The organism is Lysobacter sp. CCNWLW3 (genome assembly GCF_036697405.1).
GTDB lineage: Bacteria > Pseudomonadota > Gammaproteobacteria > Xanthomonadales > Xanthomonadaceae > Lysobacter.
In genome coordinates this window covers 872,388-898,147 of sequence record NZ_JBAHWA010000001.1, presented here as the reverse complement: position 1 = coordinate 898,147, position 25,760 = coordinate 872,388, and the positions used below count along the sequence as shown (strand labels likewise).

26 protein-coding genes and 1 tRNA gene are annotated in these 25,760 nt (G+C 69.6%); 15 read left to right on the top strand and 12 right to left on the bottom strand.

Going from position 1 to position 25,760, the window contains the following annotated elements; all coding sequences use genetic code 11:
• Positions 1–14: 14 nt before the first annotated feature.
• The 5 genes from V1318_RS04060 to V1318_RS04040 form a co-directional block, all read right to left on the bottom strand.
• Positions 15–107 (bottom strand): potassium-transporting ATPase subunit F, encoded by a 93-nt coding sequence (locus V1318_RS04060; protein WP_332937895.1) that lies wholly within the window; start codon positions 105–107, stop codon positions 15–17.
• Positions 108–119: 12 nt separating this feature from the next.
• Positions 120–845 carry a TorF family putative porin gene (locus V1318_RS04055; protein ID WP_332937894.1) on the bottom strand — a complete coding sequence of 242 codons (726 nt, stop codon included), beginning with the start codon at positions 843–845 and terminating at the stop codon, positions 120–122.
• A 145-nt stretch (positions 846–990) separates the two neighbouring features.
• Positions 991–1,848: an alpha/beta hydrolase gene (locus tag V1318_RS04050; RefSeq protein ID WP_332937893.1), complete on the bottom strand. Its 858-nt coding sequence runs from the start codon at positions 1,846–1,848 to the stop codon at positions 991–993.
• The gene (thiD, locus tag V1318_RS04045) at positions 1,841–2,647 is read right to left on the bottom strand and encodes a bifunctional hydroxymethylpyrimidine kinase/phosphomethylpyrimidine kinase (RefSeq protein WP_332937892.1); all 807 of its coding nucleotides are present in this window, start codon (positions 2,645–2,647) and stop codon (positions 1,841–1,843) included. Before thiD ends, V1318_RS04050 begins: the two co-directional genes overlap by 8 nt.
• A 195-nt stretch (positions 2,648–2,842) precedes the next feature.
• The gene (locus V1318_RS04040; RefSeq protein WP_332937890.1) at positions 2,843–3,208 is read right to left on the bottom strand and encodes a helix-turn-helix transcriptional regulator; all 366 of its coding nucleotides are present in this window, start codon (positions 3,206–3,208) and stop codon (positions 2,843–2,845) included.
• 308 nt (positions 3,209–3,516) lie between these two features.
• Here V1318_RS04040 and V1318_RS04035 point away from each other — a divergent pair, with 308 nt between their 5' ends.
• The gene (locus V1318_RS04035) at positions 3,517–4,548 is read left to right on the top strand and encodes a hypothetical protein (RefSeq protein WP_332937888.1); all 1,032 of its coding nucleotides are present in this window, start codon (positions 3,517–3,519) and stop codon (positions 4,546–4,548) included.
• 73 nt (positions 4,549–4,621) lie between these two features.
• On the opposite strand, the gene V1318_RS04030 is transcribed toward V1318_RS04035, so the two are convergent.
• The 3 genes from V1318_RS04030 to V1318_RS04020 all read right to left on the bottom strand — a co-directional run bounded on the left by V1318_RS04030 (position 4,622) and on the right by V1318_RS04020 (position 7,293).
• Entirely contained in the window at positions 4,622–6,019 is a 1,398-nt protein-coding gene (locus V1318_RS04030; protein WP_332937886.1) for a PhoH family protein, read from the bottom strand.
• A 136-nt stretch (positions 6,020–6,155) separates the two neighbouring features.
• On the bottom strand, positions 6,156–6,638 hold the full coding sequence (locus tag V1318_RS04025; protein ID WP_332937885.1) for a peroxiredoxin: 483 nt from the start codon (positions 6,636–6,638) through the stop codon (positions 6,156–6,158).
• A gap of 16 nt (positions 6,639–6,654) precedes the next feature.
• Positions 6,655–7,293 carry a glycine cleavage system protein R gene (locus V1318_RS04020; RefSeq protein ID WP_156087727.1) on the bottom strand — a complete coding sequence of 213 codons (639 nt, stop codon included), beginning with the start codon at positions 7,291–7,293 and terminating at the stop codon, positions 6,655–6,657.
• Positions 7,294–7,400: 107 nt separating this feature from the next.
• Between V1318_RS04020 and dapA the strand changes: the two genes are divergently transcribed.
• Positions 7,401–8,306 carry a 4-hydroxy-tetrahydrodipicolinate synthase gene (gene dapA / locus V1318_RS04015; RefSeq protein ID WP_332937884.1) on the top strand — a complete coding sequence of 302 codons (906 nt, stop codon included), beginning with the start codon at positions 7,401–7,403 and terminating at the stop codon, positions 8,304–8,306.
• Between the two features lie 20 nt (positions 8,307–8,326).
• Positions 8,327–8,845 (top strand): hypothetical protein, encoded by a 519-nt coding sequence (locus V1318_RS04010; protein ID WP_332937883.1) that lies wholly within the window; start codon positions 8,327–8,329, stop codon positions 8,843–8,845.
• A gap of 526 nt (positions 8,846–9,371) precedes the next feature.
• Here the strand turns inward: V1318_RS04010 and fdxA are convergent.
• Positions 9,372–9,695 (bottom strand): ferredoxin FdxA, encoded by a 324-nt coding sequence (gene fdxA, locus V1318_RS04005; protein ID WP_332937881.1) that lies wholly within the window; start codon positions 9,693–9,695, stop codon positions 9,372–9,374.
• Positions 9,696–9,922: 227 nt separating this feature from the next.
• Positions 9,923–9,998, bottom strand: a tRNA-Glu gene (locus V1318_RS04000).
• A gap of 156 nt (positions 9,999–10,154) precedes the next feature.
• Between V1318_RS04000 and pcnB the strand changes: the two genes are divergently transcribed.
• The 6 genes from pcnB to pgi all read left to right on the top strand — a co-directional run bounded on the left by pcnB (position 10,155) and on the right by pgi (position 15,919).
• Entirely contained in the window at positions 10,155–11,528 is a 1,374-nt protein-coding gene (gene pcnB, locus V1318_RS03995; RefSeq protein ID WP_332937879.1) for a polynucleotide adenylyltransferase PcnB, read from the top strand.
• Positions 11,525–12,025 carry a 2-amino-4-hydroxy-6-hydroxymethyldihydropteridine diphosphokinase gene (gene folK / locus V1318_RS03990; protein WP_332937878.1) on the top strand — a complete coding sequence of 167 codons (501 nt, stop codon included), beginning with the start codon at positions 11,525–11,527 and terminating at the stop codon, positions 12,023–12,025. The genes pcnB and folK overlap by 4 nt, the downstream gene beginning before the upstream one ends.
• Positions 12,026–12,090: 65 nt before the next feature.
• Positions 12,091–12,924, top strand: coding sequence for a 3-methyl-2-oxobutanoate hydroxymethyltransferase (gene panB, locus V1318_RS03985; RefSeq protein ID WP_332937877.1), 834 nt, complete (start codon positions 12,091–12,093; stop codon positions 12,922–12,924).
• A gap of 130 nt (positions 12,925–13,054) precedes the next feature.
• Positions 13,055–13,903: a pantoate--beta-alanine ligase gene (panC, locus tag V1318_RS03980; RefSeq protein WP_332937875.1), complete on the top strand. Its 849-nt coding sequence runs from the start codon at positions 13,055–13,057 to the stop codon at positions 13,901–13,903.
• Between the two features lie 109 nt (positions 13,904–14,012).
• On the top strand, positions 14,013–14,393 hold the full coding sequence (panD, locus tag V1318_RS03975) for an aspartate 1-decarboxylase (protein ID WP_056175616.1): 381 nt from the start codon (positions 14,013–14,015) through the stop codon (positions 14,391–14,393).
• An 8-nt stretch (positions 14,394–14,401) separates the two neighbouring features.
• A complete protein-coding gene (gene pgi / locus V1318_RS03970) occupies positions 14,402–15,919 on the top strand; it encodes a glucose-6-phosphate isomerase (RefSeq protein WP_332937872.1) in 1,518 nt (505 codons plus the stop codon).
• A gap of 303 nt (positions 15,920–16,222) precedes the next feature.
• Here the strand turns inward: pgi and queG are convergent, their stop codons facing one another.
• A complete protein-coding gene (gene queG, locus V1318_RS03965; RefSeq protein ID WP_332938340.1) occupies positions 16,223–17,257 on the bottom strand; it encodes a tRNA epoxyqueuosine(34) reductase QueG in 1,035 nt (344 codons plus the stop codon).
• A gap of 82 nt (positions 17,258–17,339) precedes the next feature.
• Here queG and V1318_RS03960 point away from each other — a divergent pair, with 82 nt between their 5' ends.
• The 6 genes from V1318_RS03960 to V1318_RS03935 all read left to right on the top strand — a co-directional run bounded on the left by V1318_RS03960 (position 17,340) and on the right by V1318_RS03935 (position 25,171).
• Positions 17,340–18,839 carry an NAD(P)H-hydrate dehydratase gene (locus V1318_RS03960; protein WP_332937870.1) on the top strand — a complete coding sequence of 500 codons (1,500 nt, stop codon included), beginning with the start codon at positions 17,340–17,342 and terminating at the stop codon, positions 18,837–18,839.
• The gene (tsaE, locus tag V1318_RS03955; RefSeq protein WP_332938339.1) at positions 18,839–19,354 is read left to right on the top strand and encodes a tRNA (adenosine(37)-N6)-threonylcarbamoyltransferase complex ATPase subunit type 1 TsaE; all 516 of its coding nucleotides are present in this window, start codon (positions 18,839–18,841) and stop codon (positions 19,352–19,354) included. The genes V1318_RS03960 and tsaE overlap by 1 nt, the downstream gene beginning before the upstream one ends.
• Positions 19,355–19,482: 128 nt before the next feature.
• Positions 19,483–21,048, top strand: a complete 1,566-nt coding sequence (locus V1318_RS03950; RefSeq protein WP_332938338.1) for an N-acetylmuramoyl-L-alanine amidase — start codon at positions 19,483–19,485, stop codon at positions 21,046–21,048.
• A gap of 179 nt (positions 21,049–21,227) precedes the next feature.
• The gene (gene mutL / locus V1318_RS03945) at positions 21,228–23,075 is read left to right on the top strand and encodes a DNA mismatch repair endonuclease MutL (protein ID WP_332937869.1); all 1,848 of its coding nucleotides are present in this window, start codon (positions 21,228–21,230) and stop codon (positions 23,073–23,075) included.
• Positions 23,076–23,077: 2 nt separating this feature from the next.
• Positions 23,078–24,088, top strand: coding sequence for a DUF1684 domain-containing protein (locus V1318_RS03940; RefSeq protein WP_332937867.1), 1,011 nt, complete (start codon positions 23,078–23,080; stop codon positions 24,086–24,088).
• 24 nt (positions 24,089–24,112) lie between these two features.
• On the top strand, positions 24,113–25,171 hold the full coding sequence (locus tag V1318_RS03935) for a TraB/GumN family protein (protein WP_332937865.1): 1,059 nt from the start codon (positions 24,113–24,115) through the stop codon (positions 25,169–25,171).
• Positions 25,172–25,297: 126 nt separating this feature from the next.
• Here the strand turns inward: V1318_RS03935 and rnfB are convergent, their stop codons facing one another.
• Entirely contained in the window at positions 25,298–25,711 is a 414-nt protein-coding gene (gene rnfB, locus V1318_RS03930; RefSeq protein ID WP_332937863.1) for an Rnf electron transport complex subunit RnfB, read from the bottom strand.
• Positions 25,712–25,760: the final 49 nt, after the last annotated feature.

Below are 25,760 nucleotides of genomic sequence, written 5' to 3'. Positions count from 1 at the left end.
CGTCGCCGTCGTGCCTAGAAGTCTTCCGGGCGCAGGACGACATAGAGGAGGTAGGCGGCGACCACCAGGGCCGACACCGCGCACACCAGGGCAAGCCAACCGGGCATAGTCGTGACTCCTTAGAAGGACGCCTGCAGCGCCGCTTCGATGCGGTCGCCTGCGAAGTCGTCGCCGAAGATCTTCCTGGCGCCCGAATCGGTGGCGTGCGCGCTCAGGCGCAGCTCCAGCGGCGCCTTGATCGCCCATGCCGCGCTGAGCTGCGCATGCGCGTAGCTCTCGTCGTAGACCTCGTCGAGGTAGTAGTAGCCGGCGGCGGCTTCGAGGCGGAACTTGTCGTTGATCGGGAACTTCGCGCCCAGTTGGGTGTAGACGCCGCTGTCGCGGCTGCCCAGGGCTTCGTTCGAATACCCCAGCGACAGCCAGTAGTTGTCGGCGTAGGTCAGGGTGCCGTTGAGCTCGGTCCAGTTGAGATCGACCGTGGTCGAGGGATAGCGGTAGTGCAGGACGTTGACGTCCAGCGCAAAGTCGTTGGAGAGCTTGCCGGCCCAGCCGGCGGTGAAGTCGAGTTCGCTGCTGGCGTGGGTGGCCGGCGCGAACTCGACGTTGGAACCCCACACCGAGCCGTAGAAGCCGGAATCGCCGGCGAACTTGAAACCGGCTTGCGCGGCCGGATCGCCCTGGGTCTGGGTGCTGCCGCGCCATACGTAATCGGTGGTCAATGCGGCGTTGCCGGCAAGCGTGGCGGCATCGGCGCGCGCGCCCAGCGCAAGCAGGCCGGCGCCGCCGCAGACGGCGAAAATCAGGGGGATGGACGCCTCGCGCAGGCGCAGCGGTTGCATCGACATTTCGGGTTCCGAGTTGCGAACGAAGCCGGATCGGCCACATCGCCATTGTCGAAACCGCAGCCGTAAAACCTCCATTCCACCCGCGGCGGCGGGCGTAAATTCAGCGTAAAACCAGCCGGAAGGCCGCGCGCGGCGGCTCCAGCGCCTAGCGCATCAGCGCCGCGGCGATCGCGCCGGGCTGCTTCATCCAGGCGAAATGGTCGGCGCGCGTGCCCAACATGCCCGCGCCCAGCGTATCGACCTGCGCCTGCGTGCGCGGCAGCTTCGACAACAGGAAACGCAGCGAGGATTCCGGCGCCAGCCAATCGCTGTCCAGCACCAGGGCCCGGGCCTCGATCTCGACCTGCGCCATCGCGGCCTCCAGATCGATATCGACGCCGGCCGCGGCGTAGCGCCCGCTGAGCGCGCTGCGCGCCCAGTCGCGGATCAGGCCGCGCGCCTCGTCGCCGCCGAAACCGACCTTGCGGCCGGGCAGGGCGCCGCGCTGGTCCGCGAGCCAGGGCAGGAAGCGATAGGCGAACGGCAGCCACCAGCGCGAACGCGGCGGAAACGCGCGCCAGTACGGCGCGCCGCTGGCGACCAGCCACAGGCGCGTCGGCCGGTCGGCTGCGGCCTCGCGCGTGAGCAGGCCGAGCCGGCAGCAGGCGAGCTGTCCGCCCAGGCTGTGGCCGCCGAGGATGCGCGCCAGATCCGGCAACTGCGCACTCAGCGCCGCCTCGCTGCGCGGCAGATCCTGCAGCAGCAGTTCGCGGTAGCCCCAGGTGTGGGCGCGGTTCGCGCGCAGGTTGCTGCCGCCGTTGCCGCGCCATTCGTGCACGAACACCGCGATGCCGCGCGCGGCCAGGGCCTCGGCGAAGGGCAGATAGTGCTTGGCGGCGACGCCGAGCGCGGGCAGCCACAGCAGGCTCGCTTGCGGCGCGCGCGGCAGGCGCGCGAGCAGTTGCCAGCGGTGGCCGTCCTCGGATTGCAGCGGCAGTTCCAGCGTTTGGATCGGATCAGCCATGCGCGGCGGCGCCGTAGTGGTCGAGGACGACGATATCGCCGCGTCCGGGGCGGTAGCCGCCGCGCAGCGCGGCGTGCACGTAGTCGGCGGCCGCATCGCAGGCCTGGCGCAGATCGCGGCCCAGCGCTAGCTGCGCCGCGATCGCCGAGGCCAGCGTGCAGCCGGTGCCGTGCGCCTCCAGGCGCAGCCGCGGGTGCGCGATCGCGTGCAGGCCGCGATCGTCGCCGAGGTAGTCGACCACGTCGCCGTCTCCGGCCAGATGGCCCCCCTTGAGCAGGACCGCCTTCGCGCCCAGCGCGCGCAGCGCGGCGATCGCTTCGCGCATCGCCGCCTGATCGGGGATGGCAGCGCCCAGCAGCAACTCGGCCTCGGGCAGGTTGGGGGTGATCACGGTCGCCAGCGGCAGCAGCCGCGTGCGCAACGCGGTCAGTGCCTCGGGTTCGAGCAGGCGCGCGCCCGAGGTCGCGACCATGACCGGGTCCAGCACCAGCCGCGGCGGCCGATAACGCTCCAGTGACTCGGCCACGGTTTCGATGACCGCGGCGTTGGCGAGCATGCCCAGCTTGACCGCGCCGATCCTGAAGTCTTCGAAGCAGGCGTCGATCTGGGCGCGCAGGAAGCCCAGGTCCGGCACGTGCACCGCGCTCACCCCGCGGGTGTGCTGGGCGGTCAGGGCGGCGATCGCGCTCAGTCCATGCACCCGATGGGCGGCGAAGGTCTTGAGGTCGGCCTGGATGCCGGCGCCGCCGCCGGAGTCGGAGCCGGCGATGGTGAGGGCGGAAATCGGGGCAGGGGTCATCGTGGGGCGGGGCGCGGCTTCGGGACGGGTCCGGAGACGATATCGCATCGTCGATCCGCGGAGCGGGCCGGTATTTCGCGCAAACCGCGGATTTGCGGACACCGGTGGCCGGCCAAAAATACCGGTCATTAATGCGGTGTTTTCACGCCCTGTATTTTCGGTCCGCTCGTGGGGGTTTATACCCAGATCGGGGCGTCAATAATTCCGCGATACCAGGGTAATAAGTCCGACGATTTGCTTTCTGATCTGGAAAGGTATTTTCCTTAGCGAGTCCAAACACTCCGATTCAATATCGTCCTGGGCGTAGTCGTCGGTGCGCATGGCCGGGGTCCAGGCGTCGTCGCCGGGTTTCACCGGGCCGCGTCCGGTGCCCAGCCATTCCAGGCAAACCCCGGTGGCCAAGGCTATCGCGATCAAATGATGCATCGACGGATGGCTGCCGTCCTTGCGTTCCCACTGGGCTACCGCGCTGCGCTGCACGCCGACCAGGTTGGCGAGGGCGAGTTGGGAAATCCGGGACAAAGTACGGGCGCGCCGTATGCGCTCCGGTAGGGCCGCCATGGGTGATCTCCCCTAAGAGTGTCAGGGATCATGCCCGAGTGTTTCGCTAACGCGATAGCGGTACGAGGCACGATTGGTGTGGATTGAGTAACGCGTCACACGCCGAGGCGCGTATGGGCGCGATATGCCGTATTTCGTCACCCGCGCAGCTATTCACGTTAGTGAAATCAGACGTTGCGGCATTATCAGACGCCGGATAAGCATTATCGCTACCGATGCATGCGCCCGCATTCGGTGTTTCTGGTGATTAATCTCCGCTGGTCAAACGCAATCTGGCGCCCTCTCAAAATTACGGATACGGGGGTTATATGCGTAAGAAAGGCAAAGTACTGATCGCCCTGCTGGCTGTGGTCCTGCCGGCGGCGGCCGTGGGTGTCGGCCTGTTCGGCACCAACACGACCGGTTTGGCGCCGGAAGGCATGCGGGGAGAACTGGCGCAGGACATCGTCGACCGATGGTCGCCCTATGTGGAACGCAGTTACGGAGCGATGGGGGCCGGCTGGAGCGAGCGTATGGAGGCCACCATGCAGAGCGCCGATATCGCCAACCTGGAGGCGGCTGCCAGCGCTCCCAGCTTTGAGCAGATGAATGCCGCTCTGCTAGGCGGGGGAATGGGCGCGGCCAGCAGCCAGCCGAGCGTACAGCCCATGAGCCTGGGATCGCCGGGCAGCGATCTGGTGTATACGCCGATCAACCCATGCCGCATCGTCGACACGCGCGTGGTGGGAGGACCGATGTCGCCCGACGGTACGCGCAGCTTCCGCGCTTTCACTACCACCGACTTTACCGCGCAAGGCGGTGCTTCGTCCGACTGCGGCCTGCCGCAGAACGTCTCGGCGCTGACCGTGAAAATCACTTCGGTATTCCCGGCCATCTACGGCCACTTCACCGCCTATCCGTTCGACCAGGCCAGGCCGAACGCGTCTTCGTTGAACTACACCGCCGGCATGACCATGTCCAACGAGTCGCACATCCGGCTGTGCCGTCCTGCTTGTCCGGCCGAATTCAACTTGTACAGCACGCAGCAGTCGGACGTCGTGATCGACGTGACCGGTTACTACATCGAACCCGAAGCCACCGCGCTCGACTGCACCATCGCGCAGGAGTCCGGCAACCTGGCCCTGCTGGGCGGTCTGCAGACCAAGTTCGTCAATTGCCCGACCGGCTACACCGCCGCCGGCGGCGGTTGCGGCGGCGTGCTCGGCATCGGCATCAGCAATTCCGAGCCGAACGTGGTCGCCGGTCAGCCGGTGGGCTGGAAGTGCGATCTGGTCGGTTCCTTGCTGAGCGTGCTCGGATACCAGGTCAACGCGACCTGCTGCCGCGTGCCCGGACGCTGACGGAACGAGCGAGCGCAAGGATGCGAGTACCCGGAAGCCGGCCGCGAGGCCGGCTTCCTTTTTCGTGCCGCGCTTACAGCACTTCCGAGGCGTAGTCGGCCAGGCGCGAACGCTCGCCGCGGCGCAGGGTCACGTGCGCGCTGTGCGCCCAGCCCTTGAAGCGATCGACGGCATAGGTCAGGCCCGAGGTGGTCTCGGTGAGGTAGGGCGTGTCGATCTGCTCGACATTGCCCAGGCAGACGATCTTGGTGCCGGGGCCGGCGCGCGTGATCAGGGTCTTCATCTGCTTCGGGGTGAGGTTCTGGGCCTCGTCCAGGATCAACCAGCGGCTGAGGAAGGTGCGCCCGCGCATGAAGTTCATCGAGCGGATCTTGATCCGCGAGGCCAGCAGGTCGTTGGTGGCCGCGCGGCCCCAGGCGCCGCCTTCCTGGTTGTGGGTCAGCACTTCCAGGTTATCGGTCAGCGCGCCCATCCACGGCGTCATCTTTTCCTCTTCGGTGCCGGGCAGGAAGCCGATGTCCTCGCCGACGCTGACAGTGGCGCGGGTCATGATGATTTCGCGGTAACGCTGCTGGTCCATGGTCTGGGCCAGGCCCGCGGCCAGCGCAAGCAGGGTCTTGCCGGTGCCGGCGGTGCCGAGCAGGGTGACGAAGTCGATCTCCGGATCCATCAGCGCGTTGAGCGCGAAGTTCTGCTCGCGGTTGCGCGCGATGATGCCCCACACCGCATGCTGGTTGTGGCGGTAGTCGTCGACGATCTGCAGGGTCACGCGGTCGTCGCCGACCTTGCTGACCTTGAGCTCGGACTCCTCGTCGCCGGGCAGGAACAGGAACTGGTTCGGGTACCAGTCGTCGTCCTTGGTGCGGGCGATCTCGTAGTAGGTGCGGCCCTTCTCGGTCCAGGACTTGAGGTCCTTGCCGTGGCGCTGCCAGAAGTCCTCCGGCAGCGCGGTCGCGCCGGTGTAGAGCAGGCTGAAATCGTCCAGCGCGCGGTCGTTCTCGTAGTCCTCCGAGGCGATCCCGGCGATCGCCGCCTTGATCCGCAGGTTGATGTCCTTGGACACGAACACCACCGGCACGCCGGGCTCGCTCTCCTTGAGGGCGAGGATGGCGCCGAGGATGTGGTTGTCCGGGATCACCGCGCCGAAGCGCTTGCCGGCGTCGAAGGAACCGGTCTGGAAGCGCAGCTTGCCGATGCTCTGTTCGCCGCGCAGTTGCAGGCCCTGCGGGCGCTTGAGGGTGATGCCGACCGAGATCTTGTCGGTGCCCTCGACCTCGATCAGCTCGTTCAGGAAGCGGCTGACCTGGCGCGCGTTTCGACTGGCTTCGGAGGTGCCTTTCTTGCCGTTGTCGAGCTCTTCGATGACCTGCATCGGCAGGTACACGTCGTGCTCCTGGAACTTGAACAGCGCGGTCGGGTCGTGCATCAGCACGTTGGTGTCGAGAACGTAGATGCGCTTGCTTCGGGTCATTCCGATGCCTCATGGCAGGTGGGTGCGGCGCGGTGCGGACACGTCGGGTGGAACGCGGTGATGCGGCCTTGCGCGCAAGGCAGCGCCGCCGTGGCCCGCGGGGCGGGACGGCGGGCAACGAGGATCGAAGGGGCGGTCACTGGGTCTGTGCAGCCTTCAGTGCGTCGAGCACGGCCTGGGCATGACCCGGCACTTTCACCGGGCGCCATGACTGGGCGATGACGCCCTTGGGGTCGATCAGGAAGGTGCTGCGCTCGATGCCGATGTACTTGCGGCCGTACAGGCTCTTTTCCTTGATCACGCCGAAGGCCTGGCACAGGGCCTCGTCCTTGTCGCTGATCAGGTCGAACTTGAAGCCCTGCTTGGCGCAGAAATTCTGATGCGACTTGAGCGAGTCGCGCGACACGCCCAGCACGGTCGCGCCCAGCTTCTTGAACTTGGGCAGCAGGGCGTTGAAGTCCAGGCCCTCGGTGGTGCAGCCCGGCGTGCTGTCCTTGGGGTAGAAGTACAGCACCAGCCATTGGCCGGCGTAGTCCTTCAGCTGCACGGTCTGGCCGCTGGACAGCACCAGGGGCAGGGAGGAGACGGTCTTGTCGAGGCGGTTGCCGGTGTCGAGCATGCGTGCTGTCTGATCCTCAGAACTTCATCGGGTCCATGATGGCATCGAGATTCAAGTGATCGCAGAACTCCAGGAAATCGTCGCGCAGCGCGGCGATGTGCATGCTCGACGGCACGCCGATGGTCACCTGGGCGGAGAACATGTCGGCGCCGGTCTGCATGGCGCGGTAGCGCGAGCAGTGCAGGCTCTCGATGGTGATGCCCTGGCGATCGAAGAAGTCGGCGAGCTGGAACAGGATCCCCGGTTTGTCGGCCGCGACCACCTCGACGATGTAGGGCAGCAGATTGGATTGCACCTGCTTGGGCCCGGTGCGGTACCAGACCAGCTTCAGGCCTTCCTCGCGCTCCAGGCGGGTGAGCATGGCCTCGAGCTTGGCGACCGCGTCCCAGGACCCTACGGCGAGCGCGGTCACGGAGACGTCGCGGCCCACCGTGGACAGGCGTGCGTCGACCAGGTTGCAGCCCGAATCGGCGATCCGCCGCGTCACCGACAACAGCGGCGACTCCGGATGCGTCGTATAGGCGTTGATCAGGAGGTGATTTTCGTTCGGCGACGGCCGGGCAGCGGAATCGGTCAAGGCGGCGCCTGCAAGGGGAGCGGGTGGCTCGGATACTGAACGGCGGCCCGCGCACGGGCTGCGGCTTGAAGCCAGCATACTTGCCCGCGCTTTCGGCCCGCAAGTAACATCGCAAGGCAGTAACATCGGTTGTTGGCGGCGTACCGTGCCGCCGCTCACACAGCGCTCCGCGCGAAGGCCCTCATTTGCGACTCTCCGGCAGCATCACCGCGCTGGCCACGCCGTTCGACGCGGCCGGCGAACTCGACCTCGACGCTTGGCGCGCCCTGCTGGCCGCGCAGCTCGACGGCGGCACCCAGGCCGTCGTGGTCGCCGGTTCCACCGGCGAAGCCGCGGCCCTGCACGACCCCGAATACGACACCCTGCTGCGCACCGCGGTGGAGCTGGTCGCCGGGCGCATCCCGGTGCTGGCCGGCACCGGCCTGTCCAATACCGCCAAAACCATCGAACTGACCCGCCGCGTCGCCGCGCTGGGCGCCGACGCCGCCCTGGTGGTGACGCCGCCCTACGTGCGTCCGACCCAGCCCGGCCTGGTCGCCCACTACCGCGCGATCGCCGACGACGGCGCCTTGCCGGTGGTGCTGTACAACGTGCCCGGCCGCACCGGCTGCGACCTGCTGCCGGAGACCGTGGCCCAGCTGGCCGGTCATCCGCGCATCGTCGGCATCAAGGAAGCGCGCAGCGAGGCCGAGCGCATGAGCGCGCTGCTCGCGCTGCGGGCCTCGGACTTCGCCGTACTCAGCGGCGACGACCCGACCGCCTGCCGGGCGATGCTGGCCGGCGCCGACGGCATCATTTCGGTCGCCTCCAACGTGGTCCCGGCTTCGTTCCGGCGCTTGGCCGACCTGGCCCGGGCCGGCCGCGGCGAAGAGGCCCAGGCCTGGGACGCGCGCCTGGCGCCGCTGTACGACTTCCTCGGCGTCGAATCCAATCCGATCCCGGTCAAGGCCGTGCTCGCCCGCCAGGGCTTCGGCCATGGCCTGCGCCTGCCGCTGACCGCCTTGTCGGCCGCCCACCAAGACGCCGCGGCCAGCGCCCATGCGCTGGCACGCGAACTCGAACACGACTGCCGCGCTACGCTCGCAGCCTGAACCCCGCAGGAGATTTGCCCATGCGTTCCAATGTTTCCCTGTCCCGCGTCGCAGTCGGCGCACTGCTGATCGGCCTGGTCGCCACCGCCGGCTGCAGCTGGTTCCGCAAGGGCACCAACCCGCTGTACGCCGAGAACGCCGAACAGCGTCCGCTGGAAGTGCCGCCGGATCTGGACCGCCCGCGCACCGACGGTGCGATGGCGATCCCCAACGGTTCGGTCAGCGCCTCCGAGCGCGCGCCGGCCGCGGTCGCCAGCGCCGCGTCGCCGATCGGCTTCACCACCGCCGGCAGCCGCGACGAGGCCTACGCCAAGGTCGGCGAAGCGCTGGCCAAGGTCGAAGGCCTGACCGTCGCCAGCCGCGCCCAGTTGCTGGGCGCCTACGACGTCAACTACGAAGGCGCCAACTTCCTGGTCCGCGTGAGCGCGGTCGAAGCCGGCGCCTACGTGTCCGCGGTCGATCCGCGCGGCCTGCCGGCCAGCGGCCAGCCGCCGATCAAGCTGATCGCGGCGCTGAAGGAAGCGCTGGGCAGCAAGTAAGCCTGGTTCGATTCCGGGTTAGGCAAACGGGCGCCGCGAGGCGCCCGTTTTGTTTTGCTGGGGCAGAACACGTTGGTGCAACGGAGCACGGCTGCGCGACTTTCGAGTCGTTCGTGGTGCGCTTGTCGGGCCGTGACGGGCTTGCGTGGCTCCAAAAGCCAATCCCCCTCAATCCCCCTTTTCCAAAGGGGGAGGTAGGGGCAGTTGCGGCGGGTGTTGCCCAGGCGCGCGGCTTCGAGTCGCGGCGAGACGCCCGATTGTTGCCTGGACGCGTGGTTCCGAATCGCGGCGAGATTATCGATTCGTCATCCCCGCGCAGGCGGGGATCCAGGGACTTCAGCGCGTAGGCGAGCGTCCCGGCGGGCGATCAGGGCCGGTGATTCGCAAGGCTCTATCGAGTTGCGTCGTCAGCGCACGCCGACCCGGTCACTGAATCCCCGCCTGCGCGGGGATGACGAGTCGAGGCCGGCGCCGCAGGCGTAGCCTCGTCCGAAGTCCGAAGTCCGAAGTCCGAAGTCCGAAGCGCTCAGCGCTCCAGCAGGTCGATCTTGCCGGTCTTGCCTTCCCAGTCCTTGGCGTCGGCCAGCGCGTCCTTGCGGGTCGTGATCACCGGCCAGGCCTTGGCCAGTTCGGCGTTGAGCTTCACGAACGCTTCCTGGCCGGCCGGCACGTCGTCTTCCGGGTAGATCGCGTTGATCGGGCATTCCGGCTCGCACAGGGTGCAATCGATGCATTCGTCCGGATCGATCACCAGGAAGTTCGGGCCTTCGTGGAAACAGTCGACCGGGCACACCTCGACGCAGTCGGTGTACTTGCACTTGATGCAGTTCTCGGTGACGACGAAGGGCATGGAACGGTCTTCCGTGGGTGAGCGGTCGCGACTAGTTTAGCGACAGGCGGGGGCGCAAACCTAGCCGATCGCGCCGCCTCGCGGTTGTTGCGAGCGACTCTCAATTGGCGCGCGGGCGGCGACCGCTCGGGCAAAGAAAAAGCCCGCGCATCGCTGCGCGGGCTTCTGCTTTTGGAACGTTTCCGCCGGCGAGGGCGGAAGGCCGCGGACGGCCCGCATTCCGAATTTGGCGCTCCCTACGAGATTCGAACTCGTGTTTTAGCCTTGAGAGGGCCACGTCCTAGGCCTCTAGACGAAGGGAGCTGGGTAAACCCGCATCCGACTCTCAATCGTATGCGGCCTGCTAGTATAGGGGGCTGAATAGCGCTCGGCAACCGGCTTCGGCCGGCCGCCGTTCACCCTTTCCACAGCGATCCACTGCCCAGCAGCAGCGATCCCAACCGCGGCGACGACCGCTCGATGCAGCCCGAAAATCCTACCGGTCACGACCACGTCCACCCCATGTTGCGGGTGATCCCGCGCGAGCAGCACAACGTCTCGCGCAAGGAAATCAGCCCCAACGCGCTGCGCGTGCTGTACCGCCTGCGCGATGCCGGTTTCGGCGGCTACCTGGTGGGCGGCGCGGTGCGCGACATCCTGGTCGGCGGCCATCCCAAGGACTTCGACGTCGCCACCGACGCGACCCCGGAGCAGGTCAAGGGCCTGTTCCGCAACTGCCGCCTGATCGGCCGGCGCTTCCGTCTGGCCCACGTGGTCTACGGCCGCGAGATCATCGAGGTCGCGACCTTCCGCGCCAACATCGACGACGGCAGCGGCGACCGCGAGACCGACAACGGCGGCCGCCTGGTCCGCGACAACGTCTACGGCAGCATCGAGGACGACGCGGTCCGCCGCGACTTCACCGCCAATGCGCTGTACTACGCGGTCGAGGATTTCTCGGTGCGCGACTACGTCGGCGGCTTCGAGGACGTGGAAAACCGCCTGATGCGCCTGATCGGCGATCCGGAAACGCGCTACCGCGAGGACCCGGTGCGGATGCTGCGCGCGGTGCGCCTGGCGGCCAAGCTCGGCTTCGAGATCGAGGCCGCGACCGCGGCGCCGATCCCGGCCCTGGCGCCGCTGCTCAGCGAGGCCGCGCCGGCGCGTTTGTTCGAGGAATGCCTGAAGCTGTTCCTGTCCGGGCACGCGGTGCAGAGCTTCCTCGGCCTGGAGCGCTACGGCCTGCTGCCGGCGCTGCTGCCGGAAACCGCGGCCGCGCTCAAATCCAATCGCAGCGGCGCGCTGCGGCGCATGCTGCTGGAAGGCCTGCAGGGCACCGACACCCGGGTCGCCAACGACGAGCCGGTCTCGCCGGCGTTCCTGTTCGCGATGCTGCTGTGGCCGGCCTATTGCCGCGCGCTGATGGCGCTGCAGGCGCAGGGCATGCACGCGGTCGAGGCCCAGCGCCGCGCCGCCGACCGGGTCACCGTGCATCAGCTGGAAACCATCGCGCTGCCGCGCCGGTTCTCGCTGCCGATGCAGGAGATCTGGCTGCTGCAGACGCGCTTCTCGCAGCGTCAGCGCAAGCGCGTGTTCCGCTTGCTGTCGCATCCGCGTTTCCGCGCCGCCTACGATTTCCTCAATCTGCGCCTGGCCGCCTCCGACGAGCACGCGGCCGATGTCGCGTTCTGGCGCGAGGCCCAGGGCAAGCCCGGCGACGAACTGGCCGCACAGCTGGACGCACAGCCTGCGTCCTCGGACGCCGAGCCCGGCAGCGCGCCGCGCAAGCGTCGCCGCCGTCGCCGCACCGGCGGCGGGGCCGACGCCGGCGCCGCTCACCACGACGGCGAATGAGCGCCGCCGAGGTCGCGTTCGTCGGCCTGGGCAGCAACCTGGGCGACAGCGCCGCGATCCTGCGTGGCGCTTTCCGGTCCCTGGCCGCGCTGCCGGGCACGCGCCTGCTGCGCGTGTCCTCGCTGTACCGCACGCCGGCCTGGGGCCTGACCGCGCAGCCGGACTTCCTCAACGCCGCCGCCATGCTGGAAACCACGCTGGCGCCGCAAGCCTTGCTGGCGGCGATGCTGGCGATCGAGCGCGAGGCGGGCCGCGACCGCCGCGAGGACGGCAGCGACCGTTGGGGCCCGCGCACGCTGGATCTGGATCTGCTGCTGTACGGCCAACTCGGCCTGGACGAACCCGGCCTGCGCCTGCCGCATCCGCATCTGCACCAGCGCGCGTTCGCCTTGCTGCCGCTGCTGGAGATCGCGCCCGACGCGCATATTCCGGGGGTAGGGCCGGCACGCGATGCCTTGGCCCAGCTCGAGATCGGCGACATACAAACCCTGGCTTAGGCGGTAAGTTATAGGGCTACCCCCAGCGAGCGTCCGGCGATCGGCCGGGCGAGACCCTGACGACCATGTACACCTCGGCCCCCACCGAAAGCCCGCGCAAGACCGCCTGGACCGTGCCCATGCTCGCCGACGCCAAGCGCGACGGCCGCCCCCTGGTCATGCTGACCTGCTACGACGCCGGCTTCGCGCGCACCATGGACGCGGTCGGGATCGATCTGGTGCTGATCGGCGATTCGCTGGGCATGGTGGTGCAGGGCCACAACAGCACCTTGCCGGTGCGCGTGGCCGACATCGCCTACCACACCGCCTGCGTCGCCCGCGGCCTGTCCAAGGCGCTGTTGATCGCCGACCTGCCGTTCCAGTCCGACGCCACCCCCGAGCGCGCGCTCGAGGCCTCCACCGCGCTGCTGCAGGCGGGCGCGGCGATGGTCAAGCTGGAAGGCGCGGGCCACAAGCTGGAGGTGATCCGTTTCCTGGTCGAGCGCGAGATTCCGGTCTGCGCGCACCTGGGCCTGACTCCGCAATCGGTGCTGCGCCTGGGCGGCTACAAGGTCCAGGGCCGCGACGAGGCCGCCGCCGCGCGCCTGCGCGAGGACGCGCGCGCGGTGCAGGACGCCGGCGCCTCGCTGCTGGTGCTGGAATGCGTGCCCAACCCGGTCGCCGCCGCGATCACCGCCGACCTCGCCATTCCGACCATCGGCATCGGCGCGGGCCTGGCTTGCGACGGCCAGGTGCTGGTGCTGCACGATCTGCTGGGCGTGAACTCCGGCCACCGCCGGCCCAAGTTCGTCAAGGATTTCCTGGCCGAGGGCGGCTCCATCGAAGGCGCGTTCCGCGCCTACGCCGAGGCCGTGCGCGAGCGCCGTTTCCCGGACGAGGCGCATTCCTACGCCGGTTGAGGCCGGCGGCGCGAACCCAGCGTTCCGGCGCAGGCGTTGTGATCGCCGGCGTTAGCGCGTGTAATTCGCAGCCTGCGGCGCGGGCTGTGTTCGCGCCGTCCGATTCCCTCGACCCGATACCGAGCAAGGCATGCTGACCGTCGACGACCTGGCCGTACTGCGTTCCACCATCGACGCCTGGCGCCGCGACGGGCTGCGCGTCGCCTTCGTGCCGACCATGGGCAATCTGCACGCCGGCCACCATTCGCTGGTGAAGCTGGCGCGCGAGCGCGCCGACCGGGTCGTGGTCAGCGTGTTCGTGAACCCCACCCAGTTCGGGCCCAACGAGGATTTCGGCCGCTATCCGCGCACGCCGCAGGCCGACGCCGCCGGCCTGTCGGCCTCGGGCGCCGACCTGATGTGGCTGCCCACGGTGGAGACCATGTACCCCTACGGTCCGCAGGCCACGGTCGAAGTGCGCGTGCCGCACGTGACCGAGGGTTTGGAGGGCGCGCACCGCCCGGGCCATTTCGACGGCGTCGCCACCGTGGTCGCGCGCCTGTTCAACCAGGTCCGGCCGGATCTGGCGGTGTTCGGGCGCAAGGACTACCAGCAACTGGCGGTGATCCGTTACCTGGTGCGCGATCTGGCGTTCCCGATCGAAATCGTCGCCGGCGACACCCTGCGCGAGGCCGACGGCCTGGCCATGAGTTCGCGCAACCAGTACCTGTCGGACGAAGAGCGCCCGCGCGCGGCCGAGATCCACCGCTGCCTGCAATGGATGCGCCAGGCCCTGCAGGCCGGCACGCCGCGCGAGGCGGTCGAGGCCGAGGCCGTGCAGCGCCTGCAGACCGCGGGTTTCGTGGTCGACTACGCGGCCATCCGGCGCCCGGATCTGGGCCTGCCGGAAACCGGCCCCGGCGATGCGCCGCGGGTCGCCCTGATCGCGGCCCGGCTGGGCAAGACCCGCCTGATCGACAACCTCGAATTCGCCGCCTGAACGCAAATACACCGTTCCAGGGCCGGCGTGGGCCGCCTATGTTGCGGTGCGCCATGCGCTGCTAGACTTCGGTTTTTCGCGCCCGCACGTCCGCGGACGGAGTGAGAACATGCAACTCAACCTGCTCAAGGCCAAGATCCACCGCGCCACGGTCACCCACGCCGAGCTCCACTACGAAGGGTCCTGCGCGATCGACGGCCGCCTGCTCGATATCTCGGGCATCCGCGAGTACGAACAGGTCCACATCTACAACGTCAACAACGGCCAGCGTTTCGTCACCTACGCCATCCGCGGCGAAGAGGGCAGCGGCGTGATCTCGGTCAACGGCGCGGCCGCGCACAAGGCCCAGCCCGGCGACCTGGTGATCATCTGCGCCTACGGCGTCTGCGACGAAGCCGAGGCGGCCAAGTTCAAGCCGACCCTGGTCTACGTGGATCGGCACAACCAGCTGACCCACACCAACACTTCGATGCCGGCCCAGGCGGCCTGAGAGAACGCATGAGCGACGCATCCCGACTGAGCCTACTGAGCGCCCAGGCGGGGCGCGTCGCAGGCACCACGCTGCCGCAGCTGATCGCTGCCGACCCGGCACGCGCGCAGGACTTCGCGCTGCGGGTCGGCCCGATCTACGCCAGCTTCGCCCGCCAGCACTACGACCGCGAAGCCTTGGCCGCGCTGTTCGCCGCCGCCGAGGGCGCCGGTTTCCGCGCGCGCCTGCGCGCGCTGTTCGACGGCGAGACCGTCAATGTCACCGAACGCCGGCCGGCGCTGCACACCGCGCTGCGCGGCGATTTCTCGCAGGCGCAGATCGCGCGCGACGCCCACGCCCAGGCGCTGCAGGCGCGCGTGCGCATGCGCGAGATCGTCGACGCGCTGGCCGCCAGCGACGTCACCGACATCGTCAGCATCGGCATCGGCGGTTCCGACCTCGGCCCGCGCCTGGCCGCCGACGCCCTCAGCGGCGCCGCGCCGGGCCGGTTCCGCGTGCACTTCCTGTCCAACGTCGACGGCCATGCCGCCCAGCGCACCCTGGCCGGTCTGGACCCGGCGCGCACCGCCGCGCTGTTGATTTCCAAGACCTTCGGCACCCAGGAAACCCTGCTCAACGGCGCGCTGGTGCGCGACTGGCTGGGCGCGTACGCGGGCGAGCGCCTGTACGCGATCAGCGCCAACCTCGAGCGCCCGGCGGCCGCGTTCGGGATTCCGCCCGAGCGCATCCTGCCGATGTGGGACTGGGTCGGCGGGCGCTATTCGCTGTGGTCGGCGGTCGGCCTGCCGATCGCCTTGGCCATCGGCATGGACGCGTTCGAAGCCTTCCTGGCCGGCGCCGCCGAAATGGACGCACACGTGCTGGACGCGCCGCCACCGCGCAACCTGGCGGCCTGGCACGCGCTGACCGCGATCTGGAACCGCAACGGCCTGGGCTATGCGACCCAGGCCGTGCTGGCCTACGACGACCGCCTCAAGCTGCTCTCGAACTATCTGCAGCAGTTGGTGATGGAAAGCCTGGGCAAGTCCACGCGCCTGGACGGCAGCGCTATCGCCGGCGACACCGTGCCGGTGTGGTGGGGCGGGGTGGGCACCGACACCCAGCACAGCTTCTTCCAGGCCCTGCACCAGGGCAGCTCGATCGTGCCCGGCGATTTCATCGGCGTGGTCCGCGCCGACACGCCCTATGCCGAGAACCACCGCGCGCTGCACGCCAACCTGTTGGCCCAGACCGAGGCCTTCGCCAACGGCCAGGCCAGCGACGATCCGCACCGCAGCTACGCCGGCAGCCGGCCCAGCACCACCCTGCTGCTCGACGCGCTGACCCCGCGCTCGCTGGGCGCGCTGCTGGCGATGTACGAGCACAGCGTCTACCTGCAGTCGGTGTTCTGGGACATCAACGCCTTCGACCAGTTCGGCGTCGAGCTGGGCAAGCAGGTCGCCAGCCGTCTGGTTCCGGCGCTGGCCGGCGAAGCCGAGGCCGACGATCCGGTCACGCGCGAGCTGATCGCACAGCTGCGCGCTTGAGTCGGGCCGGCCGCCACGGCGCGGCCCGCAGGTTCTCATCCGGCCGCCAAAGCGTGCGCGCAGGTTCTCGTAGGCTGCGGTAAGCCGAAGGCGCACCGCACCGTCCTGCGGGCGGCCCGCGCAGCGACGCTCTCCAATTCGTCATCCCCGCGAAGGCGGGGATCCAGTGACTTCGGCGCGTCGCCGCGATAGCCGTCGAACGGCCACTCACGCCGGAAACGCATCGCCGCGCAGGCTCGCGAGTCTGCGTGTATTCGCGGTCGCGGCTCACGCCGCTCCTACCCCAAAGCGCGCGTCACTGCCTCAACCCTCGCCATGCCGGGCCAGCGCCCACTCCACATGCTCGCGCACCACCGCGCTGTCGGCGTCGCGGCGCGAGCGCAAGGCGTCGATCACCTCCGGCGTGCCCGGCGCATTGCCCAGCGCCACCGCGATATTGCGCAGCCAACGCTCGTGTCCGCTGCGGCGGATCGCCGAGCCCTCGGTGCGTTGCAGGAACTCGGCCTCGCTCCAGGCGAACAGCTGCGCCAGGTTGGCGCGGTCGAGGTCGTTACGGGCACGGAAGTCCGGCTCGTCGGTGCGCTTGGCGAACTTGTTCCAGGGGCAGACCAGCTGGCAGTCGTCGCAGCCGAAAATGCGGTTGCCGATCGCGGGCCGCAGTTCCTCGGGGATCGCGCCCTCGTGCTCGATGGTCAGGTAGGCGATGCAACGGCGCGCATCCAGCCGGTGCGGGGCGACGATGGCCTGAGTCGGGCAGACCTCGATGCAGCGCACGCAGGTGCCGCAGTGCGCGCTCGCCGGCGCGTCGATCGGCAGCGGCAGATCGACGTAGATCTCGCCGAGGAAGAACCAGGAGCCGCCGTCCTTGTCGATCAAACAGGTGTGTTTGCCGATCCAGCCCAGGCCGGCGTTGCGGGCCAGCGCGCGTTCCAGCACCGGCGCCGAATCGACGAACACGCGATGCCCGAACGGGCCCACGGTCTCGCCGATGCGGTCGGCCAGGCGCTGCAGGCGCTGGCGCATCAGTTTGTGATAGTCGCGGCCCAGGGCGTAGCGAGCGACGTAGGCGCGCTCGCGATCGGCCAGCGTGGCCCAGGCGTCGTCGTCGTCGTTGCGGCCATAGTCCAGGCCGACCGAGATCACCCGCAGAGTCCCCGGAATCAGCTCCTGCGGGCGCGAGCGCAACTCGCCGTGGCGCGCCATCCAGTCCATCGAGCCGTACAACCCCTGCGCCAGCCAGTCGCGCAGGTAGTCCTCGTCGGGGCCCAGCTCGATGCCGGCGATGCCACAGCGCTGGAAGCCCAGTTCGCGCGCCAGTTCGCGGATACGCAGGCCCAGCGCCGCGTAATCGGGCGCGGCGGGCGTGGGGTCGGGGCTGGCAGGGTGCGGGCTCACGATGGGGCAAGTATAGAATCGTGCGATGCCCAAGGCCGATTTTCCCTTCGATTCAGCACTCTACGACACTGCGGCCCTGCGCGCGGTCGAGGCCCGCGCCAGCGTGGCGCTGGGCGATGCCTACGAACTCATGCGGCGCGCGGGCGCGGCGGCCTGGCGCGAACTGCTGCGGCGATGGCCGCAGGCGCAACGCATCGTGGTGGTGTGCGGGTCCGGCAATAACGGCGGCGACGGTTATGTATTGGCGACGCACGCGCATGCGAGCGGGCGCGACGTGCGAGTGACGCAGCTGGCGGCGCACGCGCCGCGCGGCGAGCTCGCCCGGCGCGCCGCCGACGCGTACGCGGCGGCCGGCGGCCGCTGCGACCTCTATGCGGGCGGCGGTTTGAACGCGGACCTGGTCGTCGATGCCTTGTTCGGAATCGGTCTGACGCGTGCGCCGGACAAGGACGCGGCCGCCCTGATCGAGGCTATCAATGCGCAATCTGCGCCCGTGCTCGCGCTGGATGTTCCCAGCGGCGTCGACGCCGAGCGCGGCATCGCACATGCGCCGGCGGTGGTCGCCGATTGCACGATCGAATTCATCGCACGCAAGCTCGGATTGAGTACCGGTTCGGCGCTCGACTGTGTCGGCGAGCGGGTGCTGGCGGATCTGCAGCTCGGCGCGGACTTTTTCGACAGCGCGCCGGTCGCGCGTTCTGTGCGCGCGAGCGATCTGGGCCGATGGCTGTCGCCACGCACGCGCGACAGCCATAAGGGCCGCAACGGGCGCGTCCTGTGCGTCGGCGGCGATCACGGCAGCGGCGGCGCGATCGTGCTGTGCGCGCAGGCAGCGTTGCGCAGCGGCGCCGGCTTGGTCGAGATCGCCACGCGCGGCGAGCACGTGCCGGCCTTGCTGGCGCGGGTTCCGGAGGCGATGCCTCGCGAGGTGCGCGATGTGGCGCAGCTGCGCGCGGCGCTGGAGCGCGCGAACGTCGTGGCCTTGGGGCCTGGCCTGGGGCGGGGCGAATGGGCGCGCGAGCTGCAGGCCTGCGTGCTCGAGGGCGAGCGAGCCCTGTTGCTCGATGCCGATGCCTTGAACCTGTTGGCGCAGCATCCGCGAGCGCTGCATTCGGACTGCGTGCTCACGCCGCACCCGGGCGAAGCGGCGCGCTTGCTCGGCATCGACACCGCGCAGGTGCAGGCCGATCGTTTCGCCGCGGCACACGCCTTGCGCGATCGTTATGGCTGCGCCATCGTGTTGAAAGGCGCGGGCACCATTGTGATGGCACCCGATGCGGAACCCTATGTGATCGCCGCGGGCAATCCCGGCATGGCGGTGGGCGGCATGGGCGATGTGCTCAGCGGTACGATCGCAGCGATGCGCGCGCAGGGATTGAGTGCTTTCGATGCCGCGGTCTGCGGCGCCCTGCTGCACTCCGCTGCCGCCGATGCCGCCGCGCGCGACGGCGGCGAACGCGGTTTGCTGCCCAGCGATCTGATGCCGTGGTTGCGGCGATTGGCCAATCCGGAGAATGCGTCTTGATGTCGTCGAATCCTGCCACGCCCGCGCGCGAGCACGATGCGATCGCACTGTCGTTGCGCGATGCCGACGCGACCGATGCGTTGGGCGCCGCGCTCGCGCGCTCGCGGCCGGCGCGCGCGGTGGTGCACCTGAGCGGCGATCTCGGCGCCGGCAAGTCGACGCTCGCGCGCGCGCTGTTGCGCGCGCTCGGCGTGCAGGGCGCGATCCGCAGCCCCACCTACACCCTGGTCGAACGTTATCCGCTCGCCGGCGGCGGCGAAGCCTGGCACCTGGACCTGTATCGCATCGGCGACGTGGGCGAACTTGAGTTTCTCGGTCTCGACGGCGACGAGGCCACGCTGTGGCTGATCGAATGGCCGGACCGCGGCCGCGGCGGACTGCCGCCGGCCGACCTGCGGGTGGAGCTGGCGGTGGACGGGGCAGGGCGTTCGGCCCGGCTGGTTCCGGGGTCCGCAGCCGGCGCGGAATGGGTCGGGGCCCTGGCGGGCACCCTTGAGCTTGCGGCCGACTCCTGAACGTTTCCACAGGAAGTGGTGGCAGGTACCGGATTCGTAAGGGAAAAGTGCTTGCATTTCTGAGGCACTGGTGCTTGACTAAGCCCATGCGCGTAAAAGGGGCCACCGTTCAGAAATTCCTGCTCGGCATGGCGCTGCTCACGGCGCTGGCCTGGAATCTCGCGCACGCCAGTGAAATCAAGGGCTTGGAAGTCGGCAGCGGCGCCACCGGCACCCGCGCCGAGATCGCGCTGGACCGTAGCAGCGAATTCAAGCTGATCTCGCTCAAGGGCCCCGACCGCCTCGCGGTGGATCTGCCGGCCTCGTCGCTGGCCAAGGGTCTGCGCCTGCCGGCCGGCGCGGGCATCGTCAAATCCGTGCGTACCGGCCAGCCCGCTCCGGGCACCGTGCGCATCGTGTTCGATCTGGCCCAGCCGGTCGCCGCGCTCAAGCCGCGCATCGAGCCGGCCGCCAACGGCGCGCGTCTGGTGCTGGAATGGCCGGGCGACGACGTCGAGCCGCAGCCGATCGCCGCGCCGCCGGCTTCCGCCGTCGCCGTCCACGTCCCATCGACCCAATCCGTGCCGGCGCCGCAGTCGCCGCCGCCGGCCGCGACGGCCGCGACGGCCGTGGTGTCCGAGAGCCGCGGTGTCGACCAGGCCGCCGCGTCCGCGGCCGCGACCACCCGCCTGATCTCCGAACTCGCCGCGCGCAACGCGCCCAGCGCCTCGCCGCCGGCCGCCGCGCCACCGTCGGCCGCGCCGCCGTCGGCCGCGCCGGTCGTTGCCGCTACCCAACCGCCGGTTCCGACCACCGTCGCCACCGGCGTGCCCACCCGCATCGCCACCGGCGTGCCGGCCCCGATGCCGGGCGCGACCGCGCCGCTGCCGCCGGCCGGGGACGTCGTCACGCCCGGCGCGGTCAAGACCATGAAGGACGTGATGCGCGGCCGCGGCATGCGCCCGCTCATCATCGCCATCGATCCCGGCCACGGCGGCCAGGATCCCGGCGCGGTCGGCCTGGCCGGCAAGCGCGAGAAAGACGTGACCCTGGCGATCGCGCGCGAACTGGCGCGCCAGATCAACGCCACGCCCGGCCTCAAGGCCTATCTGACCCGCGACAGCGATGTGTTCATCCCGCTGCCGCGCCGCGCCCAGCTGGCGCGCCAGGCCAAGGCCGACATGTTCGTGTCGATCCACGCCGACGCCGCCGAGAACCGCGCGGCCAGGGGCTCCTCGGTCTACGTGCTGTCGCTGAAGGGCGCCTCCTCGCAGCGCGCGCGTTGGCTGGCGGACAAGGAAAACTCGGCCGACCTGGTCGGCGGCGTGCGCCTGCAGGAAGCCGACAACACCCTGACCTCGGTGTTGCTGGACCTCACCCAGAGCGGCCACATGAAGGCATCCGAAGACGCGGCCGGGCACGTGCTGGACGGGCTCAAGCGCGTGGGCAACAACCACAAACCGCATATCGAGCGCGCCAATTTCGCCGTGCTGCGGACCTCGGACATGCCGGCGATGCTGGTCGAGACCGCCTTCATCTCCAACCCGGACGAAGAGCGCCGCCTGACCGATCCCGCGCACCAGCGCGCGCTTGCGCGCGCCGTGCTCGACGGCGTCAACACCTATTTCACCCGCCAGCCGCCGCCGGGCACGCTGTACGCCGCGCGCGCCGATGCGCAACCGGTGGCGATGGGCGGGGGCGGCGGCAGCCCCTGACTTCGCACGGCGGCGTGCGCGCTGCCTGAGCCCGACCGACCCCTGTGCGAGTTCCGCCGCCCTCCTGCGGCGGAACGGGCCTGCGTCGCGAAAGCGTCAAACGGATCGCGGAAGCCGTGGGCGAGCGGCTATCATCCAGGCCGTACTCTCACGGCGCCGCAGCGGCGCCCGGTCGCTCAGTGGCTATCCGTCAACTCCCCGACACCCTCATCAATCAGATCGCGGCCGGCGAGGTCGTGGAACGTCCGGCTTCGGTGGTCAAGGAGTTGGTCGAAAACGCGCTCGACGCCGGTGCGACGCGCATCGACATCGACCTGGAAGAGGGCGGGGTGCGCCTGATCCGGATCCGCGACGACGGCGCCGGCATCGCCGCCGACGAGCTGCCGCTGGCGATCTCGCGCCACGCCACCAGCAAGATCGCCTCCCTGGACGATCTCGAAGGCGTGGCCACGCTGGGCTTCCGCGGCGAGGCCTTGCCCTCGATCGCCTCGGTCAGTCGTTTCGCGGTGGTTTCGCGCCGGGTCGATACCGAACACGGTGCCACCCTCGAGGTCGACGGCGGCCGGGTCGGGCAAGTCACGCCCAAGCCGCACCCGCAAGGCACCACGGTCGAGGTGCGCGACCTGTTCTTCAACGTGCCCGCGCGGCGCAAGTTCCTCAAGGCCGAGCGCACCGAACTCAGCCACATCGAGGAATGGCTGCGCCAGCTGGCCTTGGCGCGTCCGGACGTGGAACTGCGCGTGTCCCACAACGGCAAGCCCTCGCGGCGCTGGAAGGGCGAGGGCGATCTGCTCTCGGACGCGCGCATCAACGAAACCCTGGGCGAGGAGTTCGCGCGCAACGCCCTGCGCGTGGATCACTCGGGCGCGGGCTTGCGGCTGCACGGCTGGATCGCCCAGCCGGCCTACAACCGCGCCAGCGCCGACCAGCAGTACCTCTACGTCAACGGCCGCGCGGTGCGCGATCGCAGCGTCGCCCACGCGGTCAAGCAGGCCTATGCGGACGTGTTGTTCCATGGCCGCCAGCCGGCCTATGTGCTGTTCCTGGAACTCGATCCGCGCCGGGTCGACGTCAACGTGCATCCGGCCAAGCACGAGGTGCGTTTCCGCGACTCGCGCCTGATCCACGACTTCGTCTACCGCACTCTGCACGACGCCTTGGCCGAAACCCGCGCCGGCATCGTGCCGCAGCCGGGCGCCGAACCGGCCGCGTTCGCCTCCGGCGCGAGCGCGCCGGGGCAGGGCGCGCAGCCCAGCTACAACTGGAGCGCGCCCACGCGCCCGCTCGGCTTCCAGGTCGAGGAAACCCGCAACGGCTATGCCGCCCTGTACGGCGCGCCGCGCGAGGAGACGCCGGCGTCGGTCTATTCCGGCTACGCGTCCGCACCCGCTTACGATGCGAGCGCGCCGCGTCCGGCCCTGCCGCACAGCGACGACGCCAGCCTGCCGCCGCTGGGCTACGCCATCGCCCAGTTGCACGGCATCTACGTGCTGGCCGAAAGCGCCGAAGGCCTGATCGTGGTCGACATGCATGCCGCCCACGAACGCATCGGTTACGAAAAGCTCAAGCACGCCCACGACGGCGAAGGCCTGCGCACGCAGCCGCTGCTGGTGCCGGCGGCACTGGCGGTGTCCGAGCGCGAGGCCGAGGTCGCCGAACGCGAAACCGAGACCCTGGCCGCGCTGGGCTTCGACGTGACCCGCAGCGGCCCGCAATCGCTGACCCTGCGCAGCGTGCCGGCCCTGCTCGCGCACGGCGACGTCGAGGCGCTGCTGCGCGACGTGCTCGCCGACCTGCGCGAGCACGGCGAATCGCGGCGCGTGGCCGCCGCGCGCGACGAACTGCTGGCGACCATGGCCTGCCACGGCGCGGTGCGCGCCAACCGGCGCCTGAGCCTGCCCGAAATGAACGCGCTGCTGCGCGAAATGGAAGCGACCGAGCGTTCCGGCCAATGCAATCACGGCCGGCCGACCTGGGCCCGTTTCAGCCTGTCCGAAATCGACCGATGGTTCCTGCGAGGACGTTGAGAATGCGACTGCCGACTATGCCGCGACCGCTGCTGCTGTATCCGATCGTGCTCTGCCTCGCCCTCGCCGCCTGCGGTGGCGGCGAACGTTCCGAAAGCGACCTCGACGCCCCAGGCGCCGGCACCGCCGCCGCCGAGAACGCCGAAGCCGAACCGCAGGCGCTGTCCAAGCCCACCAGCGCGGCCTTCGTCGGCGAACAGCAGGTCTGGCGCGAAGAGCGCAAGGCCAACCTGACCAAGCCCGACGGCTGGACCAGCCTGGTCGGCCTGCATTGGCTGGATCCGGGCCCGCACTACTTCGGCAGCGAGCCCGACAACGGCATCCGCCTGGCGATGGGCCCCGGCCACTTCGGCATGATCGACCTGAAGAAGAACGGCAGCGTGCGCTTCGTGCCCGAGCGCGGCACCGTGTTCACGCTGGACGACCAGCCGCTCAAGGGCGCGACCGCCTTGCGCATCGACACCGACCCGGCCGGCCCCAGCAAGCTCGGCTTCGACGAGGGCAAGGGCATCCTGACCGTGATCAAGCGCGGCGACCGCTACGCCCTGCGGGTCAAGCACGCCGACGCGCCCACCCGCAGCGGCTTCAAGGACATTCCGTATTGGCAGGCCGACGCGGGCTGGGTGGTCGACAGCAAGTTCGTCGCCCATCCGCCGGGCAAGACCATCGCGATCGCCAACATCGTCGGCACCACCGAGCAGGTGCCCAACCCGGGCTACGTCGAGTTCGAGCGCGACGGCAAGAGTTATCGCATCGAAGCGCTGGACGAGGGCGGCGACGAGCTATTCCTGGTCTTCGCCGACCGCACCAACGGCCACGGCAGCTACGGCGCCGGGCGTTTCCTCGACGCGCCCAAGCCGGGCATCGGCGGCCGTGTCATGCTCGACTTCAACAAGAGCTACAACCCGCCGTGCGCGTTCACCGCGTTCGCGACCTGCCCGCTGCCGCCGCAGGAAAACCGTCTCGATCTGGCGATCACCGCCGGCGAGAAGGCCTACGCCGGCGCGCACTGACCGACTCTCCAAGGACGATGACCCATGCTCCGTAATCCGCATCTCAAGCGCCTGCTGCCCTGCGCGCTGATCCTCGCCGCCCTGAGCTCGGCCATCGCGTCCGCGCAGGACACCGCGCCCGCGAAAGCGCCGGCCGCCGTCGCGCCGGCCAAGGCGCCGCCGGCGCCGCCGGTGCCGCTGCTGTGGAAGGTGTCCGACGCCGACAACGCGGTCTACCTGCTGGGTTCGTTCCACCTGCTCAAGAGCGACGACTACCCGTTGTCGCCCGACGTCGACGCCGCGTTCGCGGCCGCCGACAAGGTGATGTTCGAAGTGCCGCCGGAACAGATGACCGATCCGGGCGCGGCCGCCAAGTTCATGGTCGCCGCCGGCTATCCCGACGGCCGCACCCTGAGCCAGGTGCTGCCCGCCGAACTGCGCGAGAAGCTGAGCCGGTTGATGGGCAAGCAGGGCGTTCCGGTGGCGGCATTGGACGGCTACGAGCCCTGGTTCGTGAACCTGTCGCTGATGCTGGGCGTGTCGCAGGCCATGGGCTTCAGCCCCCAGCTCGGCCTGGACCTGCACCTGATGAAGCAGGCGAGCACGGCCAAGAAGCCCACCGGCGGTCTGGAAACGATGGAAGCGCAGCTGACGGTGCTGGACAGCTCGCCGATGCCCGAACAGATCGAGGGCCTGCGCGATTTCCTCGATCGTCCCACCGAAATGCCCGGCATGCTCGCCGACATGCATGGTGCCTGGCGCGCCGGCGACGTGGCCAAGCTCGACGCGCTGACCCGCACCGAGATGAGGGAGAAGACGCCGCAGACCTACCGTATCGTCAACGTCGAGCGCAACGACGCCTGGGTGCCGCAGCTGCAGAAGATGCTGGACGAGTCCAAGAAGGACGACACCCTGGTGGTGGTCGGCGCGCTGCACCTGCTGGGCGAGGACGGCGTGGTCGAGAAGCTGCGCGCCAAGGGTTACAAGATCGAGCGTTTGTGCACGGCCTGCGCGCCGGGCACCGCCGATCTGGCGCCCGCGGCGCCCGCAGCGCCGGCCGCCGGCGCACCGAGCCCGGCCAAGGGCCAGGCCGGCAAGCGCTGAGGTTGGCGGCCGTAGGGTGCGGTGAGCGCAAGCGAACCGCACCGATGCGGCGGTATCCACGATTCGCGGAAGCGATGCGCTTCGCCCGCGCTCGCCGCAACCTGCCAGGCTGGCCGTAGCGGGGACTCAGAGCGCCGGCCGCGCCGGCTCCAGTACGATGCAGTCCACCGGACAGGCCGGCACGCACAGCTCGCAGCCGGTGCACAGCGGCTCGATCACCGTATGCATGTGCTTGGCCGCGCCGATGATGGCGTCGACCGGGCAGGCCTGGATGCACTTGGTGCAGCCGATGCAGTCGGCCTCGACGATCACCGCCACCGGCGCCGGCTTGTGCGTGCCGCGGCTGCGGTTGTACGGGCGCGCGGGCAGCCCCAGCAAGCGCGCCAAGGCGCGCGCGCCGGCGTCGCCGCCGGGTGGGCAATGGTCGATGCCGGCCTCGCCCCGAGCCATCGCTTCGGCGTAGGGGCGGCAGCCGGCGTAGCCGCACTGGCCGCATTGGGTCTGCGGCAGCAGGCGGTCCAGGCGTTCGATCAGGTCCATGGGGCAGAAGTGAGTTGAGAGGAGGGAGAACTGAGGGAGTGCTTCTACT